The following is a 17,088-nucleotide window of genomic DNA, read 5'->3' as shown; positions in this document are numbered from 1 at the left end:
CGCACCGCGTGACTGCATGGTTGCGCGGTTTTTTCAAGGTTCTAGCGCAGTTGCCGACCCGGCAATGACGCCAGCAGTGGAAGATTCCACTTTTTCGCGCTTCGCTCCCAAGCCGACAACAATGTTGTTACACGTCGCTACCAGGATCTGCGAAGCAGGATTTTCCATACCTGAGAAGTGGCCAGCGAGTTCGAGCATGATGAATCCATGCGCGGCACTCCACAGCTGTGGCGCGATGAGAGCAGGATCGATTTTGCGAACGCATTTGGCATCAACCAAGCGAGCGCACGCGTCGATCAGAATCGCGTATGTCGCCTTGAAGGCTTCCGATTGCCCATTTGCAATCGATGTCATGGTACCTCGTGAGGGGCTATATCTGCCGTCAATCGAAAGACCAAACATCAAGTCGTACAGATGGGGATTGCTTCGTGCAAGGTCTCGGCAAGCCAGGAGCATCGCACATAAGTCGGTTATCGGATCATCCGTGATTGGCACACGCTTGAAGACTGCAGCCAACCGCTTGAATCCCTCGTCAGCGACTGCTTGTAGAAGTTCCGGCACTCCGCCGAAGTGTGTGTAAACCCCCATCGTCGACAGGCCGGCTTCGCTCGCTACCGAACGGGCCTTGACTTCGGACGGGCCGCTGGTCGCAAGCACACGGATGGTTGCCTCGACGAGGCGGGTGGGGGCATTAGGGAGTGAGTTATCAGTGGTCATGTTGCAATACTGCCATAACGGCGTTATGTTTATCAAATAACAGCGTTATAGATCTGCAAGCGCTCAATCATGAGGATTCAGACAATGCGTACGCTCAAAACAGGTGTCTTTGGACTCACCCTGGCAGCAGCAATCATGTCATCGGCACTGTGGGCAGACGACAATTCGCCGGTTGGCCTGTGGCAAAACATCGACGATGTCAGTGGCAAGCCGAGGGCGTTGATTCGAATCACCGAATCCAATGGCACTCTGAAGGGCATTATCGAAAAAGCGTTTCCCGCTCTCAAAGAAAATCAGAATCCGAGGTGCGAGAAATGTGAAGGCGTGAACAAGAATGTGCCGATTGTAGGCCTGACCGTTCTGACCGGTTTGCGAAAGGATGGCGAAGAGTACACCGGTGGCCAAATCCTAGATCCGGATAACGGCAAGGTCTATAGCAGTAAAGTCTACCTGACCGACAACGGCAAAAAGCTCAGCGTGCGCGGCTACATTGGCGTGCCGGTATTAGGGCGCTCACAAACCTGGGTACGCCAGGAATAAGGAAGCACGATGAAAGCATTCATTATCGAACGCTATGGAAAAAAGGCTGCGTTACGGGCGACCGAAATACCAGAACCTGAATTGGGCAAGGATGATGTTTTTGTCCAGATCCATGCGGCGGGTGTAAATCCTCTGGATTTAAAAATCCGAGACGGTGAGTTCAAAATGATTTTGCCGTATCGCATGCCGCTTATTCTGGGTAATGATTTGGCTGGGGTCGTCGTACGGGTCGGCTCAGGCGTGCAGCAATTCAAGGCCGGTGATGAGGTCTATGCACGGCCCGATGACAATCGAATCGGTGCATTCGCCGAATTCATTGCGATCGATCAAGGCTCGCTGGCGATCAAGCCGAAAGGTCTCACCATGGAAGAAGCGGCTTCGATCCCTCTGGTTGGTTTGACCGCGTGGCAGGCGCTGGTCGAAAAAGCGAACCTGAAGAAAGGTCAAAAGGTGCTTATCCATGCGGGCTCCGGTGGCGTGGGAACACTGGCCATTCAGCTGGCCAAACACCTGGGGGCGACCGTCGCGACGACCACAAGCACGGCGAATGTCGAATGGGTGAAGCGTCTCGGTGCGGATATCGTGATCGATTACCGCAAAGACGATTTCGAAAAGATCCTGCACGACTACGATGTGGTCTTGAACAGCCTCGGCACAGAGACTCTCGAAAAATCGTTACGCATCCTGAAGCCGGGTGGAAAGCTCATCTCAATCTCTGGACCACCGGATGTGGACTTTGCGAAAAGCGCTGGATTGTCCGGGTTCCTGAAACTGGTCATGCGTCTGTTGAGTTATGGGATCAGGAAAAAAGCCAAGCGTCGTGGTGTCAGCTATTCATTTCTTTATATGAGAGCCAGCGGTGAGCAATTGCGCAAGATTACCGCGCTCATCGATTCCCGGGCCATACGCCCGGTGGTGGATCGGGTTTTTCCATTCGAATCGACCCCGGATGCCTTGGCTTATGTTGAAACCGGCCGGGCAAAAGGCAAGGTCATCGTCAAGGTAAAGTAACGAGACGACGTCCATGTTCGAAAACTTCGAAACGCACCGAATTACCGCAGGTGATGTAGAAATTGCCTGTGTTGCAGCGGGTACAGGCGAACCCATACTGATGCTCCATGGTTTTCCGCAGACCATGGCACTCTGGGCGCGTATCGCACCTGGGCTGGTCGCGCGTGGCTATCGGGTTGTCTGTGCTGATTTGCGTGGGTATGGCGCATCGTCTAAGCCGCCGGCTCAACCGGATCTGTCGAACTACGGATTTCGCGCCATGGCTGCGGATCAGGTCGAATTGATGTGTGTGTGCTCGGGCATGAACGGTTCCATCTTGTTGGACACGACCGTGGTGCGCGCACTGCATACCGGATGACACTGGATTATCCAGACAAGGTGGCGAGCGTCACGCTAATGGACATCGTTCCTACGGCTGTGATGCTGACAGATCTGCGCAAGGGCGTAGCCCACAGTTACTGGCACTGGTTTTTCCTTTCTCAGCCCGCACCCTTCCCGGAGCGCATGATTGAGGCAGATCCCGATTTCTTCTTCGAGAGTTGCCTGTTCGGCTGGGGTGCCGCAGGGCCGGAGGATTTCGATGCAGACCAACTGGCGGCGTATCGGAAAGCCTGGCGTGATCCGGCGACGATCGCTGGGTTTTGCAACGATTATCGCGCCACGCTCACTGTGGATCTGGAGGACGATTTGTCAGGCTCCGGACGACGTATCACCGCGCCCGCGCTGATTCTCTATGGCGCCTCGGGTGCGATGGCCAAGCAATATGATTTACCCGCCACTTGGGTGGATCGCTGCACAGTGATGGAGGCCTCTGCGATAGTGGGCGGACATTTTTTTGCTGATTCCCGGCCAGACGAGGTCGTTGAGCGAGTCGCCGCATTTTTGGCAAGCCATCCCTTGCAGTCTTGCTGAAAACTTCCCTGCTCGGGATTGCCGCTGAGGCAACGACTACGTGGACTGCGACGGTGACAGTGTCGCGAGAGTTTTTTCGCGGCAGACCTCCAGAATCTCATCCGTCAGTGGGGAATCATCCGGGCAAGCCCGCGACAACACGACTGCGCCGATCACATGGGCAAGCATGTCGATCATCTGTGCTCGTACTGTGTGCGGATCCACGTCGCCCAGCGAATCCCCAGGCTCAAGGGCTGCCAGCAAGCTTTCGATCCCGTCGGCAAACGTTGCCTTGATCTCCTCTGACTGACGCGCAGCGTCCCCGCAGAGGGCTGCCATCGTGCAGCCAACGTTGCGGCCATCACGGTGAGCCCGTGACATGTAAATATTGACGAACTCGGTGACGTCGAGGCCTGCGCTATTGACCAGACTCTGCGAAAGCCCGTTCGCCGCTGCTTCAGCCATCAAATCGGCTTTGGAGCGAAAGTGCTTGTAGAACCCGCCATGGGTGAACCCGGCAGCGGCCATCAGTTCCGCCACCCCCACACCGTCATAGCCGCGTTCACGAAACAGGGCGGAGGCCGTCTCGACGATGTGCGCTCGATTCGCTTGTGCCTGCGCTTTGGTGACTCTCATACCCACATGCCTCTTTTGAATCTGCTGACTGTCAGGCGGTCAATATACATTGATGTCAATCATAATCAAAGTTATTGACGGATAAGATTATGATCGACATCATAACGGCTCGCTAACTTTGGAAGGGCTCAGGCCATGAACGCCGCCCACCTGAAAGCGCCGATCGTATGGCGATGCACACTCACAACAACGACCATCAGTCAACGTGGGAGAAACAAGGCATGACCGAAAAAACTTTATTTGAGCCCTACACCCTCGGCTCCCTGGCGCTCTCCAACCGGGTGGTCCTGGCGCCGCTGACGCGCAACCGCGCCGGCGCGGGCTTCGTTCCAAGCGAGTTCGCTGCAACGTATTACAGCCAGCGGGCGTCGGCCGGCCTGCAGATTTCCGAGGCCACACAGATTTCTCAGCAGGGGCAGGGCTACCAGGATACGCCCGGCATCTACTCGCAAGCGCAGATCGACGCTTGGCGTGAGGTCACCGATGCCGTCCATGCGAAGAACGGGAAAATTTTCCTGCAGTTGTGGCACGTCGGACGAGTTTCGCATGTTGATCTACAGGAGAACGGCGCCGCTCCGGTGGCGCCCTCGGCCATTCGGGCCGCAACCAAGACGTTCGTCAACAACAGCTTTGTCGACGTTTCCGAGCCTCGGGCGCTGGCGCTCGACGAACTGCCCGGGATCGTCAACGATTTCCGCCAGGCCGCAGCAAACGCTATTGCCGCAGGCTTCGATGGCGTCGAGATCCATGGCGCCAATGGCTATCTGCTGGACCAGTTCGTCAAGGACGGTGCCAACGTACGCACCGATGCCTACGGCGGGTCGATCGAAAATCGCGCTCGGCTGCTGCTGGAGGTGACGGCAGCAGTGGTGGGTGAGATCGGCGCCGAGCGCACCGGCATTCGTATCTCGCCGGTTTCGCCCACCAATGGTGTCTCGAGCAGCGATCCACAGGGGCAGTTCGACTACCTCGTCGATCAGCTCGACGCCTTGGGCATCGTCTATCTCCATGTCGTCGAGGGCGCGACCGGCGGGCCGCGCGAGGTCGCACCGTTCGACTTTGATTCCCTGCGCCGGCGATTCAGGAACACCTACATCGCCAACAACGGTTATGACCTGGATCTCGCTACCTCCCGGCTCACCGAAGGCAAGGCAGACCTCTTCGCGTTCGGGCGCCCATTCATTGCCAACCCCGATCTGGTGGAACGTCTGAAAACCGCAGCGCCGTTGGCGTCGTTCGATCCGACCACGCTGTTCGGTGGTGGTGCTGCGGGATACATCGACTATCCGGCCCTCGGCGACGCCAGTGCCCTGTAACACTGGCGCGGTGTCGACTTTGAACGTTGCATGCCCGACATGGGTTCACCTGATCAAGAGAGCAAATACATGACTACCCATCCCGCAGTCCTGATTACCGGCGCTTCCTCCGGCATCGGCGCCACCTATGCCGAGCGCTTGGCACGTCGCGGCCACGATCTGGTGCTGGTTGCCCGCGACAAAGTCAGGCTGGAGACGCTTGCGGCTCGCCTGCGTGAGGAACACAGCGTCGCTGTCGATATCCTCCAGGCCGATCTCACCCAGCCCGGCGACTTGGCCGTCGTCGAGACGCGCCTGCGCGATGATTCGCGCATCGGCATCCTCATTAACAACGCCGGGGCAGCCCAGTCTGGCAGCTTCATCGAGCAGACGACCGACGATGTCGCTCGACTCATCGCGCTCAACACAACCTCGTTGGTGCGACTCGCCAGCGCTATCGCCCCTCGGCTTGCGCAGGCTGGTGAAGGCGCGATCGTCAATATCGGCTCAGTGGTTGGTTTGGCGCCGGAGTTCGGCATGTCGGTCTATGGCGCCACCAAGGCCTTTGTGTTGTTCCTATCCCAGGGGCTGAGTCTGGAACTCGCGCCCAAAGGCGTCTATGTCCAGGCTGTGCTTCCTGCCGGTACCCGCACGGAGATTTGGGGGCGTGCGGGCATCGACATCAATGCGCTGCCGGAACTGATGGAGGTGGGTGAGCTGGTGGATGCCGCGCTGGTGGGCTTCGATCGGCGTGAGCTTGTGACCATCCCGCCACTGCATGACGCCAGTCGCTGGACCGCTCTGGATGCCGCGCGACAAGCGCTCATTTCAGACATTAGACAAGCGCATGTAGCAGAGCGGTATCGCACGCCCTCGTAAGTATTCCGACGACGCGCAGGGGTAGGGGCGTCATCACTTTCAATCGACATAAAGCAGACCGGGACCTCCCCAGATCAGGACTCCCGGTCCACATCAGACGCACGGAGTAAACAATGACCCATTCCGACACTCACCTTGGATCGGGTACGTCCTACGTAACTGCCGTGAACCGCTCGATCAATGTCGCAGGGACCGTGTTTGCCTACCGTGACCTGGGGCCTCGCAGCGCAGTGCCGCTGATTCTTCTTAACCATTGGGGCGCGGTATTGGACAACTTCGACCCGCTGATCATCGATGGTCTTGCCAGTAAGCATCGCGTCATCGCCACTGACTACCGGGGCATCGGCGCATCGGGAGGAACAGCGCCCCTGACCATTGATGAAATGGCGCGGGATGCTATAGCCCTGATCCACGGGCTGGGCTTGGAGAAGGTTGATCTAATCGGTTTTTCCCTTGGCGGATTCGTGGCACAGGACATCGTGCTCAAAGCCCCCGACCTGGTACGCAAGCTCATTCTGGCGGGTACGGGGCCGGCGGGCGGCAAAGACATTGACAAGGTAGGGGCGGCATCCTGGCCCTTGATGATCAAGGGGTTACTGACGCTGCGGGATCCGAAGTTCTATCTGTTCTTCACAGCCTCGACCAATGGTCGCCAAGCCGCGAAGGCCTTCTTGAAACGACTGAAGGAGCGCAAAACGGATCGGGACAAGGGACCCACACCAAGTGCCTTCTCGCGACAGTTGAAGGCGATCAAGGCGTGGGGGCGGCAGGCACCCCAGGATCTCGGCAGTATCCGGATCCCGGTTCTGATCGCCAATGGTGATAACGACATCATGGTGCCGACAGTGAACTCTACTGATATGGCCCGCCGCATCCCGAACTCGCAACTGATCATTTATGAAGATGCCGGACATGGTGCGATTTTCCAGAATCACGCCAATTTCGTAGCGCAGGCGCTGGCTTTTCTCGATCCCGAACATCCTGACAAAACGTTACCTGACCTGCACTAGTTTTTCAGTTGCGCGAGGCGTTGGTGCCTTCAGTTGATTTCGACCCGCAGGGTCATTGAGGAGAATATGATGTCGTTCAAAGCACTGCTCGCAACAAAGACAGACGATAAGATTTCGGCCAGCGTAGTTGATATGCATGAGCGAGATCTCATGCCTGGCGACGTTACCGTCAAGGTCGACTATTCAACCGTTAACTACAAGGATGCGCTGGCGCTGAGTGGATACGCCGACGTCATCAAGCAGTTTCCATTGATTGCCGGGATCGATTTTGCCGGCACCGTCGAAGCCTCGGCTTACCCCGGCATCAGTGTGGGGGATCGCGTAGTCGCCAATGGTTGGGGGTTGAGCCAGACCCATCACGGCGGATTTGCTCAGAAGGCACGTGTAAAAGGCGAGTGGCTGGTCAAGCTTCCGGACGTATTCTCGACCAAGGACGCAATGGCTATCGGCACGGCAGGCTACACGGCGATGCTGTCGGTACTGGCGCTGGAACATGGCGGTCTCACACCGGCTCGCGGTGACGTCCTCGTCACTGGCGCCAATGGCGGAGTCGGCTCGATCGCGATTGCGATTCTCTCCGGTCTCGGCTATCGCGTGGTCGCATCGACCGGGCGCGTTGAGGAGCAAGATTATCTGACCCGTCTAGGTGCGGCGCAGATCATCGATCGCCGAACGCTCTCTGCCCAGGGAACACCGATAGCGACTGAAAAATGGGCTGGTGCTGTGGACTCGGTCGGCAGTCATACGCTAGCGAACGTATTGGCGCAGACCCGGTATCGCGGTGTGGTGACGACCTGCGGTCTGGCTCAGGGTATGGATCTTCCAGGGTCGGTGTTGCCCTTCATCCTGCGTAATATAACCCTTGCTGGCATCGACTCCGTCAATGCCCCGTACGAGTCCCGAATCCAGGCCTGGACGCGCCTGGCAAGCGATCTCGATCTGAGCAAACTCGCGCGCACGACGCAGGTGGTGGGTCTGGCGGAGGTGCCCGCGGTGATCGGCCGAATGTTCGAAGGCAAAGTCCAGGGCCGCGTAGTGGTCGACGTCAACGCGTGACCATGAGCTCCATCAAGTGGAGGCAGACCGCATTTTCACGCGGTCTGATGGATGGCGCTCTTTTTATTAGTTCAGTGGCTGATCTTCTTGAATCTTCGTTCCGATGCATCGATCAAAGACGCCGGTCAGGCCATCATCATCGCCGTAGTACGAGTGTATGCAGGCATCGATCCACTCTTGGCGATCAGCCAGGCTCCAATCGATCGTATATCCCGTATTGAGGATGATCCATTCAAAGAGGATCCGCTGGGTCCGGCCATTACCCTCCCTGAAGGGGGGCGCAACATTGATCGTGCCGTAGGACTCGGCTATGGACGCAACAAGCAAGTGGCGGGGGTACCCTTCAAACCAACCCGCATTCGCAATCTTGGAAAGTTCCTTTCCGATTTCCTTCTCGATGAACTCCGGGCTACAGAATCTAGTGTCGCCTTTGCTGATTGCGAGTGTGCGGATCTTTCCAGCCCACTCGTAAACTTCAGCAAACAAAGTGCGGTGGATCCGCTTCAGGGTAGCTACGTTGTAAGGGGGGTCGACGAACTCCAGTCGCGCCAAGGCGACTTCGTTGAGATAGCGCTCAGCCTCATCAAGGTCATCGGCGTCATGCAGGTCGAGCAGGTTTACTAGAACCTCGGTGCCCGGATAGCAATCCGGGGCTTGGTCAGTGCCGTATTTGTCGTGACTCAAACTTTGACGTGCCGCACAGCTTTAAGGGCAGCTTCTCGGGTAGGGAGTTTGATGTCGCCATCATTTGGAGAAGGCACGAAACCTTCCAGGCGCAGGCTGGCGGCGAAATTGGCCTTGCGGTGCTTGGCGAACCACGCCTTCTTGGTCTGCAGACTCAGCTTTTCCATTTTCGGCACCCCAATGTCAGTGCCTGGCAAGTATAGCTGATTGAGTCCCTGATCAGGGGCTACCAAGTCAGCATCGCATACTGATATGAACCACTCAACCCAGTCGATGTTCATGAGCAATCCACCGTTACTGCCGCCCAAGCCTCATCGCGCGCAAGGTCCTCCACTGCGGCGATAAAGGTGTACTCGGTATGTCTGAATGTACCGGAGGAAGCTGGATTTGATCGGAGGTGCCCGGAGGATAAACCCCCTGTATTTATTGGCTTGTGCGGCTGAAGTGCTCGGTTATGTGAGACTGTCCGGATCCCCACCGTTGCGCTGAAAGCCTCAGGCCGGTCTATCGACTCGCAGAGAGTCCGGTCGGAGCTATCCTCATCAATAGCGTGCTTGGCCTTAGGCTGGGGGCATCCTTTTCAAACCATCCAAAGCATGCTCTCAAATATGCCCCCGAATGTAGCAAACCACTGGAAGTGGATGGATCTCCATGGTCTATCAAAAGGCAGAAATGATCAGGCTGAACAGCCTGCCCGGCGACGCCTAGAGACTCTCAGGGTCCCCGAAGAACATCTGGATCCGCGACCGCAACCAGCGCTCCCCCGGATCATTATCCTGCGACCCGCGCCAGGCCATATGCAGTTCGAAGCTGCGCACCGGCAACGGTGGATCTTCGGCCCGCACACCGCCCGCGGCGGTCAGTGCATCAGCAGTGTAATCGGGCACCGTAGCCACGATGTCAGTGCCCGCGAGCAGGGTACTCAACCCGTTGAACTGCGGCACGGCGAGCACCACATGACGCTTGCGCCCGAGCTTTTCCAGTTCTTCATCGATGAAACCGCTGAGGTCGCCGGCGAACGACACCAGTGCATGGGGGCGAGCGCAGTAATCATCCAGGCTCAACGGCCCCGGCATGGTGTCGGCACGCAACAGCTTCGGTTGGCTGCGGCGCAGTACCTTGCGCTTGGCGTTGGCCGGCAGGTCGGTGGTGTAGCTGACACCGATGGATATCTCACCGGATGCCAGCAACCCCGGCATCAGGATGTAGTTGACCCGGCGCACCACCAGCACAATCCCCGGCGATTCGGCACGCAGGCGCTTGAGCAGCATTGGCAGCAAGGCGAACTCGACGTCGTCCGAAAGGCCGATGCGGAACACGGCGGTACTTGTGGCAGGATCGAACTCGGCCGCACGGCTGACGGCGGTGGAAATCGAATCCAGCGCCGGCGAGAGCAGGGCGAAGATCTCGACCGCCCTGGCGGACGGCTCCATGCTGCGGCCGGTACGCACGAACAAAGGGTCATCGAACAGGCCGCGCAGGCGCGAGAGCGCCGCACTGATGGCGGGCTGGCCGAGGAACAGTTTTTCCGCAGCACGGGTCACGCTGCGTTCGTGCATCAATGTTTCGAAAACGATCAACAGGTTCAGGTCGACACGACGCAGGTCATTACGATTCATCTGGAGTCCTGGCAGAGTCAGCAAGCTTGACGTGGGCGGCCATATGAGAACAATGGCCAGCGGGAATATTACGGGGAAAGGCTGGTACTCTGCACCGGGTAATTCAGTTTTTCCTACACAGGCTGCTTCGGTTTCTTACAACATTTGACGATGTTGCCGCCGCTGCGGAATCAATGACAGGCATGTCGACTATTAATAGCCACAGATAGTGTTGGGTTGAAAGCCCAGCTAGAGTTCAAGGCATTAGAGGTTCATTTGGCGAGGTTTGCGATGTCCCGCACGATCCGTTTTCACAAGTTTGGTCCAGCCGAGGTGCTCAAATGCGAAGAGCATGCGACGGCTCTGCCTGCGCCGGGCGAAGTGCAGGTGCGCGTCGAGGCGATTGGCATCAGCTGGTATGACACTCTCTGGCGCCAGAACCTGGCCCCGTCCCATGCCCGTCTGCCTTCAGGCCTGGGCCAGGAGATGGCCGGTATCGTCACCGCTGTCGGCGATGGCGTCGATGACCTGGCGGTCGGTGACAAGGTCGCCAGCTTTCCGGCCCAAAGCCCGAACGACTACCCGGTCTACGGCGAGCAGATCGTTTTGCCGCGCTCGGCAGTCACCCGTTATCCGGATGTGCTCAGCCCGATTGAAGCCAGCGTGCACTACACGCCGTTGTTGATCGCCTATTTCGCCTATGCGGATCTGGCACGGGTCAAGCCCGGTCAATTCGCCCTGGTGACTGACGCGAGTCATTGCGCCGGACCTTCGTTCGTACAACTGGGCAAGGCCTTGGGTGTTCGAGTGATCGCCGCGACCAAGACCGCGGAGGAACGTGAATACCTGCTGTCGCTGGGTGCCGATAAAGTGATCGTCACCGAGGAAGAAGATCTGCTGATGCGGATCAACAAGATCACCGATAACCGTGGCGTGGACGTGGTGTTCGATGGTTTGGGCGGTCCGCAGATGTCGTTGCTGGGCGATGTGCTGGCACCTCGCGGCAGCCTGGTGCTGTACGGCCTGCAAGGTGGCAACCAGACGCCTTTCCCGGCCTGCGCAGCGTTCCAGAAGAACATTCAGTTCTTCGTGCACTGCATCGGCAACTTCACGGGCAAGCCGGAACTGGGCATCACCCAGGACCAGGCCGCACTGCAACGCGCCTTGCGCGACATCAATCAGCTGACCGCCGACCGCGTTCTGCTGCCGCTCAAGACTCGGGTCTTCCCGTTTGCCGAGTTTGTCGAAGCACACCGCTACATGGACGAATGCCCATGTCGCGAACGGGTCGCGCTGCTGGTCGAACCGGCCTAACACTCACCCAACAGCCCTCCCAAGAGTCCGTGCCCGCACGGACTCTTTCGTTTGCGCCCCGAAATCCGTCGATCCGCAGGCCGGTCCAGCAACTGAACTGGTTTTTGCCCGTAATCTGTAGCTTCTAATCAGCCACTAAGCCCTGATAATTGAATGATTACTTTCATCTCAAGGAATGAGTCATGGCTGGGTGTCAGGCTGAAACTTTTCACTGTGCGCCATCGGTGCAAATCTCCAAATTAGTTGGTTGTTGTTTAGTTGCCAAAAAGACAGCGACAACTTCCTTCCTTATTTCTTGTATTAAGTGTCTGTGGGACTTTGTCGGATATTTCCTAGGACTTCGACTTCAAGCGAGCAAACCCTTTCCAGCCGGGCGCTACAGCCTCGCCATTGTCGTCAAATCGAGGGGGTGTTGCGATCGTTTCAAATGATTTCAAGAAAATTCAAGTGTTAGCATTTGGCAATAAAGTCCATGACTCCATTCGTGCAGACAGTCCAACGGGATTTGCTGTCTGCACGATATTGAACTTACGAGTATCAGGTAAATAAAGATGACCAGCATCCATGACCAAGCGATGAACTATGTCTATCAACAAGTGCTGCAGCGATTGCTGGGTTTTTTCTCCCGTGCCGAACGCACTGCATTGCAATTGTTGATTCAGCGCCTGGCAGTAGCGGCCGGGGGCATGGAGCGCATTGGCGATTACAAGGTGTTGGCGATCCAGTCCGGGGCCCGTGACAACTGCTACACCCTGGCGCTGTTGCGTGCTGCGCAGTTGACCATCGCCACGCGGACGCCGGCGACATTTCAGTTGCGCATCGCCTCGTTGCGATTGAACGGGGCAAGTGGCGCAGCCGTGGAAAACATGCACCGGACCAACAGCGCATTGTTTGTCTATGACGATCCCCGGGTCGAGGTGTTGATGGTTGATGATCGGGAAGTCTTGCCGTTCAACCACCTGACGCCGATCTCCGACGCCGGTCGCGAGTCTAGCCGCCTGAACCTGTTGATGATCGGCCATCGACGGGAATGGCGCGACGGGTTCGACCTGTGGGATGACGGTTATCTGGCCACGGGAGAGTTCTATGGACAAATCGCCCGCTGGGACGCTGGTGTCGACGCCTTGCTCATCAGCGACACGCCGCGTCAGCAGAAGCAGTTCATCGAGGGATTGAAACGTGCCGCCACCAAGGCCGGGCTCCAGTTTTCCCACACGGGTGAGCCCGGTTATGCGGGGTTGTTTACATTGCTCGATGAGCTGGGCAGCGACTGTTATCACGGGTTCTACGCCGATTACGGCCAGGCCCCATGGCGTCCGCAAGAGCGTTTTGAGACCTGTCGTCGTACGGCCTGCATCGACATTCACGACCTGCTGGTCAGCAACCTGGAAGAGCGCTGGCCATTGCTGACTGAATTTCTCGGCTTCCAGCCAGACGAACTGTCCGCGCAGATCAGCGACAACGAATTCGTCAGTCCATCGATCACCGCGCACGTCCGAGGGTTGCATGCGTGCTTCGTGCAGAATCGCAATTACGAATCCGGTGTTGCGCAATACCTGCAACGTGCCTTGGTGATGATGCGTCGCAAGCGTTTGCCCGAGCGCTTGTGCGAGCAGGCCATCGAGCAATTCGGCAATCCGGCGATACTGACCGAATTGCGCGCCCGGGCGGCGGCCGAGGCGCAAAAGAACCTGGGCCTGAGCGAAGCACAACTGGTGTGCCTGCTGTTTGCGCCCTTTATCGAAAAAGGTGCGGGGCTCGAGCGATTTCTGCGTCAGTGCCATCCGGGCATGCTGGTGGCCATGCCCGAGTTGCACAAGGCCATGCAGGGGCATCCGGTGGCCGAACAAATCATGCAATGGATGATTGATGTCAGCGGACTGCCCGTCAGCCTGATCGGCCAGCTTTACCGCATGGAGTGGACGCCCGCAGGCGATGGCGGGGCGCCTGAAGCCATCATCCAAAGGGCCGCATCGCAAAATACGCCGGACGATCCTGACGCCGGCATCACGTCGGTGGATGAATGGTCAGCGGGTCACTGAGCGTGGGCGGATTTTCAGCCAGCGTGGTTGGCCTTCGCCCATGAAAGGTCCACGAGAAACGGATTTCGCCTATCAGGCGGTTTATCGATACCTGGTCAGCCTGATCAACGAGTCTGAAGGGGATTCGCGCATCCGCCTGCCGTCGCTGCGGCATCTGGCGGAGCGTCTCAATGTGTCGATCTCGACCATTCAATACGCCTATTCGCTGCTGGAGAAAGAAGGGCGGGTCTATTCGGTAGCCAAGTCCGGTTACTACGCGTTGCCGGTGTCTTCAATCAACCCGCAGGACAGCGGCAGCGACCTGCTGGAGGCGGTCTATGTGAATGCCAGGCGTCCGGGGATGCTGGTGCTGAGCGCCGATGAACCGGCGTTGTTGCAGCCACTCGACAGTCCTTTGTTGCTGCTGGAGCGGGAGTTGTTGCGCCAGTACCCCCGCCAGCCGCAGTCGCCTTCGCAGCCTTGCGGCGAACTCGAACTGCGCACCGCCCTGGCAGCACGCTACACCACGTCTCCCATGCGTTACTGGCACGCCGATGATGTCTACATCGGCGCCGACCTTCGCGGTGTACTGGAAATCCTGATCGCCGTGCTGGGCTTGAAAGATGCCACAGTGGTGGTCGAATCGCCGTGCGACTGGACGATCCTGCGTTTGTTTCAAGCCGCTTGCGTGCGGGTGATTGAACTGCCTGTGCAAGCCGATGGTGGCCTGGATCCGGAACGGCTCAACATGCTGCTGGATACCGAGCCGGTAAGGCTGGTGATGCTGTCCTCGGCCCTGAACATGCCCCGTGGCAGCCTGGCGCCTGACGAAAACAGGCAGGCCATCGCCCGGCTGTTGGCCGCGCATGACAGTTGGGTGCTGGAAAACGACTGTTATGGCGAACTCGGATTCGACCTCGGCTGCGTGCGCTTTCGAGACTTGCTGGACCCTGAACGGCTGATGGTGTTTTCCACGTTCGAGAAAATCATCGGGCCTGAAGCACCCTATGGTTATCTGCTTTCCAGGCATTTGAGCGCTGAGCTGCAACGGCACTTTCTACTGCGTTCCTTTCGTCTTTCACCGATTCGCCAGAAAGCCATCGCCCGCTTGTACAGCAGCGGTCGTATCGATCAACACCTGCTGGTGCTGCGCCGGCTGCTCAAGGAGCGCAAGTGTCAAATGACCCTGTTGTTGCAGGAGCGATTGGGTGATGCCTTGCATTTCGTCGAACCAGAAGGTGGCGCAACGATCTGGGTGCGCTCGTTGCGTCGGGTCAATGTCCGTCGTGTGTTCCAGCGCCTGCTGGCGCATCAGGTGGTCATCGCGCCGGGCGAGCTGTTCAGCCTCCACGGACTGTACGGGCAGCATTTGCGCCTGAGTCATACCTTCGGCGGCGATCACAACCTGGCGGCCGCGCTGGGACTGCTGGGGGATGCGCTGCGCCTGGAATCAATCGAGTGAGTGAGACAAAAAATAACAACCCCCACTGTATTGGATCGATCTCATCGCGTTGCGGTCAAACTGCCAGTAAACTGCGACCCAATTCCTGAACCACTCTATTCCAGAGGTTTTGCATGACACTCAGTCCTTTTGCGGGTAAACCGGCACCGGCACAATTGTTGGTCGACATCCCGCGACTGGTAACGGCCTATTACACCGGCCAGCCTGATGCTGCGATTTCGACCCAGCGCGTTGCCTTTGGCACGTCCGGGCACCGGGGCAGCTCGTTCGACTTGAGTTTCAACGAATGGCACGTGCTGGCGATCAGTCAGGCGATCTGCCTGTACCGCGAAGCTCAAGGCATCGATGGCCCGCTGTTTGTCGGCATCGACACCCACGCGCTGTCCACGCCGGCCGGCGCCAGCGCCCTCGAAGTACTGGCGGCCAACGGCGTGACCGTGATGATCGCCGAGGGTGACGAGTACACGCCGACACCGGCCATTTCCCATGCGATTCTCTGCTACAACCGCGGTCGCACCAGCGGCCTGGCAGACGGCATTGTCATCACGCCGTCCCACAACCCGCCGCAAAGCGGTGGCTACAAGTACAACCCAACCAACGGTGGTCCGGCCGATACCCACATCACCAAGTGGATCGAAGCCAAGGCCAACGAACTGCTGGCCAACAAGCTCGCTGGCGTCAAGCGCATCAGCTACGAGCAGGCACTGAAGGCCAGCACCACCCATCGTCACGATTACCTCAACACCTATGTCGCCGACCTGATCAACGTGATCGACTTCGACGCCATCCGCGACGCCAAGCTGCGCCTGGGTGTCGATCCGTTGGGTGGAGCGGGGGTGCGCTACTGGTCGGCGATCGCCGAGCATTACCGCCTGGACCTGGACGTGGTGAACAAAGAGGTCGACCCGACCTTCCGTTTCATGACCGTCGACTGGGACGGCCAGATCCGCATGGACCCATCGTCCAGCCACGCCATGCAAGGCCTGATCGGCTTGAAAGAGCGCTTCGACGTGGCATTTGCCTGCGACCCGGACCACGACCGCCATGGCATCGTCACGCCGTCTGGTGGTTTGCTGGCGCCGAACAACTACCTCGCCGTGGCCATCGACTACCTGTTCCAGAATCGTCCGCAATGGCGCGCCGATGCCGCCGTGGGTAAAACCGTGGTCAGCAGCGGCCTGATCGATCGCGTGGCCAAGCGCCTGGATCGCCGCCTGTACGAAGTGCCGGTCGGTTTCAAATGGTTTGCCGACGGCCTGTTCGATGGATCCCTCGGTTTCGGCGGCGAAGAAAGCGCCGGTGCCTCGTTCCTGCGCAAGGACGGCGGCGTCTGGAGCACCGACAAGGACGGTTTGATTCCGGCCCTGCTGGCCGCCGAGATGACCGCGCGGACCGGTCGCGACCCGAGCCAGGCGTACCGTGCCTTGACCGATGAACTGGGTGAGCCGTTCTCGGTGCGGGTCGATGCCAAGGCCAATCCGGAGCAGAAAGCGCTGTTGAGCAAGCTGTCGCCGCAACAGGTCACCTCGACCCAACTGGCAGGCGAGCCGATCCAGAGCATCCTCAGCCACGCACCGGGCAATGACCAGGCCATTGGCGGCCTCAAGGTCATGACCGAGAACGGCTGGTTCGCGGCGCGCCCATCGGGCACGGAAGACATCTACAAGATCTACGCCGAAAGCTTTGTCAGCGACGACCACCTCAAGCAACTGGTGGCCGAGGCGCAAACACTGGTGGATGGTGCCATTTCCGCGAAGTGATCGCGGGCACTGTGGTGAGTGAGAACTGTGGCGAGGGAGCTTGCTCCCGCTCGACTGCGAAGCAGTCGTAAATCCAGACGATGCGGTGTTTCATGAAACCGCGTTTGCCGGTTTCAGGGTCGCTTCGCACCCCAGCGGGAGCAAGCCCCCTCGCCACAAAGGGATTCCGGATCAGCAAAAAAAGGGGCGACCATTCACGGTCGCCCTTTTTTTG

The 17,088-nt window shown here is 58.4% G+C and carries 17 protein-coding genes; 12 read left to right on the top strand and 5 right to left on the bottom strand.

What is annotated here, in order from left to right; genetic code table 11:
• Positions 1 to 33: 33 nt before the first annotated feature.
• Entirely contained in the window at positions 34 to 717 is a 684-nt protein-coding gene (locus KGA96_RS13440) for a TetR/AcrR family transcriptional regulator (RefSeq protein WP_046043296.1), read from the bottom strand.
• A gap of 84 nt (positions 718 to 801) precedes the next feature.
• On the opposite strand from KGA96_RS13440, the gene KGA96_RS13435 reads away from it, so the two are divergent.
• The 4 genes from KGA96_RS13435 to KGA96_RS29635 are packed head-to-tail and all read left to right on the top strand — an operon-like array spanning position 802 to position 3,180.
• Complete coding sequence (locus KGA96_RS13435) at positions 802 to 1,257, top strand: DUF2147 domain-containing protein (RefSeq protein ID WP_223464124.1); 456 nt, start codon at positions 802 to 804, stop codon at positions 1,255 to 1,257.
• A gap of 9 nt (positions 1,258 to 1,266) precedes the next feature.
• Positions 1,267 to 2,268, top strand: coding sequence for an NADP-dependent oxidoreductase (locus KGA96_RS13430; RefSeq protein WP_046043299.1), 1,002 nt, complete (start codon positions 1,267 to 1,269; stop codon positions 2,266 to 2,268).
• Positions 2,269 to 2,281: 13 nt separating this feature from the next.
• Positions 2,282 to 2,626, top strand: coding sequence for an alpha/beta fold hydrolase (locus tag KGA96_RS29640; protein ID WP_263286974.1), 345 nt, complete (start codon positions 2,282 to 2,284; stop codon positions 2,624 to 2,626).
• The gene (locus KGA96_RS29635) at positions 2,623 to 3,180 is read left to right on the top strand and encodes an alpha/beta fold hydrolase (RefSeq protein ID WP_263286973.1); all 558 of its coding nucleotides are present in this window, start codon (positions 2,623 to 2,625) and stop codon (positions 3,178 to 3,180) included. Before KGA96_RS29640 ends, KGA96_RS29635 begins: the two co-directional genes overlap by 4 nt.
• A gap of 36 nt (positions 3,181 to 3,216) precedes the next feature.
• On the opposite strand, the gene KGA96_RS13420 is transcribed toward KGA96_RS29635, so the two are convergent.
• A complete protein-coding gene (locus KGA96_RS13420; RefSeq protein WP_046043302.1) occupies positions 3,217 to 3,795 on the bottom strand; it encodes a TetR/AcrR family transcriptional regulator in 579 nt (192 codons plus the stop codon).
• Positions 3,796 to 4,016: 221 nt separating this feature from the next.
• On the opposite strand from KGA96_RS13420, the gene KGA96_RS13415 reads away from it, so the two are divergent.
• The 4 genes from KGA96_RS13415 to KGA96_RS13400 all read left to right on the top strand — a co-directional run bounded on the left by KGA96_RS13415 (position 4,017) and on the right by KGA96_RS13400 (position 8,035).
• Entirely contained in the window at positions 4,017 to 5,111 is a 1,095-nt protein-coding gene (locus KGA96_RS13415; protein WP_046043359.1) for an alkene reductase, read from the top strand.
• A gap of 69 nt (positions 5,112 to 5,180) precedes the next feature.
• Positions 5,181 to 5,969, top strand: a complete 789-nt coding sequence (locus tag KGA96_RS13410; RefSeq protein ID WP_046043303.1) for an SDR family NAD(P)-dependent oxidoreductase — start codon at positions 5,181 to 5,183, stop codon at positions 5,967 to 5,969.
• A 113-nt stretch (positions 5,970 to 6,082) separates the two neighbouring features.
• Positions 6,083 to 6,979 (top strand): alpha/beta fold hydrolase, encoded by an 897-nt coding sequence (locus KGA96_RS13405; RefSeq protein ID WP_223464127.1) that lies wholly within the window; start codon positions 6,083 to 6,085, stop codon positions 6,977 to 6,979.
• Positions 6,980 to 7,048: 69 nt separating this feature from the next.
• Positions 7,049 to 8,035 carry an MDR family oxidoreductase gene (locus KGA96_RS13400; RefSeq protein WP_046043361.1) on the top strand — a complete coding sequence of 329 codons (987 nt, stop codon included), beginning with the start codon at positions 7,049 to 7,051 and terminating at the stop codon, positions 8,033 to 8,035.
• A 66-nt stretch (positions 8,036 to 8,101) separates the two neighbouring features.
• Here KGA96_RS13400 and KGA96_RS13395 read toward each other — a convergent pair whose 3' ends face one another.
• From KGA96_RS13395 to KGA96_RS13385, 3 genes are all read right to left on the bottom strand, one after another.
• Positions 8,102 to 8,521, bottom strand: a complete 420-nt coding sequence (locus KGA96_RS13395) for a Fic/DOC family protein (RefSeq protein WP_317850346.1) — start codon at positions 8,519 to 8,521, stop codon at positions 8,102 to 8,104.
• Between the two features lie 194 nt (positions 8,522 to 8,715).
• Positions 8,716 to 8,886, bottom strand: a complete 171-nt coding sequence (locus tag KGA96_RS13390; RefSeq protein ID WP_185754855.1) for a YhfG family protein — start codon at positions 8,884 to 8,886, stop codon at positions 8,716 to 8,718.
• A gap of 537 nt (positions 8,887 to 9,423) precedes the next feature.
• The gene (locus KGA96_RS13385) at positions 9,424 to 10,338 is read right to left on the bottom strand and encodes a LysR family transcriptional regulator (protein WP_046043308.1); all 915 of its coding nucleotides are present in this window, start codon (positions 10,336 to 10,338) and stop codon (positions 9,424 to 9,426) included.
• Positions 10,339 to 10,608: 270 nt separating this feature from the next.
• Here KGA96_RS13385 and KGA96_RS13380 point away from each other — a divergent pair, with 270 nt between their 5' ends.
• The 4 genes from KGA96_RS13380 (at position 10,609) to pgm (ending at position 16,874) form a co-directional block, all read left to right on the top strand.
• Entirely contained in the window at positions 10,609 to 11,631 is a 1,023-nt protein-coding gene (locus tag KGA96_RS13380; protein WP_046043310.1) for a zinc-dependent alcohol dehydrogenase family protein, read from the top strand.
• A 551-nt stretch (positions 11,632 to 12,182) separates the two neighbouring features.
• The gene (locus tag KGA96_RS13375) at positions 12,183 to 13,673 is read left to right on the top strand and encodes a hypothetical protein (protein WP_046043311.1); all 1,491 of its coding nucleotides are present in this window, start codon (positions 12,183 to 12,185) and stop codon (positions 13,671 to 13,673) included.
• A gap of 40 nt (positions 13,674 to 13,713) precedes the next feature.
• On the top strand, positions 13,714 to 15,114 hold the full coding sequence (locus KGA96_RS13370; RefSeq protein WP_223464138.1) for a PLP-dependent aminotransferase family protein: 1,401 nt from the start codon (positions 13,714 to 13,716) through the stop codon (positions 15,112 to 15,114).
• A 113-nt stretch (positions 15,115 to 15,227) separates the two neighbouring features.
• A complete protein-coding gene (gene pgm / locus KGA96_RS13365) occupies positions 15,228 to 16,874 on the top strand; it encodes a phosphoglucomutase (alpha-D-glucose-1,6-bisphosphate-dependent) (RefSeq protein WP_223513161.1) in 1,647 nt (548 codons plus the stop codon).
• Positions 16,875 to 17,088: the final 214 nt, after the last annotated feature.

The organism is Pseudomonas sp. GL-R-26, from assembly GCF_019947365.1.
Classification (GTDB): Bacteria; Pseudomonadota; Gammaproteobacteria; order Pseudomonadales; family Pseudomonadaceae; genus Aquipseudomonas.
The sequence above is the reverse complement of the archived record's forward strand: the minus strand, read 5'-3'. Positions and strand labels throughout refer to the sequence as shown.

Bases quoted from the DNA above. Each gene is read 5' to 3' on its own strand.
- KGA96_RS13370 (WP_223464138.1), top strand. From the start codon at position 13,714: ATGAAAGGTCCACGAGAAACGGATTTCGCCTATCAGGCGGTTTATCGA.
- KGA96_RS13420 (WP_046043302.1), bottom strand. From the start codon at position 3,795: ATGAGAGTCACCAAAGCGCAGGCACAAGCGAATCGAGCGCACATCGTC.
- KGA96_RS13380 (WP_046043310.1), top strand. From the start codon at position 10,609: ATGTCCCGCACGATCCGTTTTCACAAGTTTGGTCCAGCCGAGGTGCTC.
- KGA96_RS13410 (WP_046043303.1), top strand. From the start codon at position 5,181: ATGACTACCCATCCCGCAGTCCTGATTACCGGCGCTTCCTCCGGCATC.
- KGA96_RS13405 (WP_223464127.1), top strand. From the start codon at position 6,083: ATGACCCATTCCGACACTCACCTTGGATCGGGTACGTCCTACGTAACT.
- KGA96_RS13385 (WP_046043308.1), bottom strand. From the start codon at position 10,338: ATGAATCGTAATGACCTGCGTCGTGTCGACCTGAACCTGTTGATCGTT.
- pgm (WP_223513161.1), top strand. From the start codon at position 15,228: ATGACACTCAGTCCTTTTGCGGGTAAACCGGCACCGGCACAATTGTTG.
- KGA96_RS13435 (WP_223464124.1), top strand. From the start codon at position 802: ATGCGTACGCTCAAAACAGGTGTCTTTGGACTCACCCTGGCAGCAGCA.
- KGA96_RS13400 (WP_046043361.1), top strand. From the start codon at position 7,049: ATGTCGTTCAAAGCACTGCTCGCAACAAAGACAGACGATAAGATTTCG.
- KGA96_RS13415 (WP_046043359.1), top strand. From the start codon at position 4,017: ATGACCGAAAAAACTTTATTTGAGCCCTACACCCTCGGCTCCCTGGCG.
- KGA96_RS13430 (WP_046043299.1), top strand. From the start codon at position 1,267: ATGAAAGCATTCATTATCGAACGCTATGGAAAAAAGGCTGCGTTACGG.
- KGA96_RS29640 (WP_263286974.1), top strand. From the start codon at position 2,282: ATGTTCGAAAACTTCGAAACGCACCGAATTACCGCAGGTGATGTAGAA.
- KGA96_RS29635 (WP_263286973.1), top strand. From the start codon at position 2,623: ATGACACTGGATTATCCAGACAAGGTGGCGAGCGTCACGCTAATGGAC.
- KGA96_RS13390 (WP_185754855.1), bottom strand. From the start codon at position 8,886: ATGGAAAAGCTGAGTCTGCAGACCAAGAAGGCGTGGTTCGCCAAGCAC.
- KGA96_RS13375 (WP_046043311.1), top strand. From the start codon at position 12,183: ATGACCAGCATCCATGACCAAGCGATGAACTATGTCTATCAACAAGTG.
- KGA96_RS13440 (WP_046043296.1), bottom strand. From the start codon at position 717: ATGACCACTGATAACTCACTCCCTAATGCCCCCACCCGCCTCGTCGAG.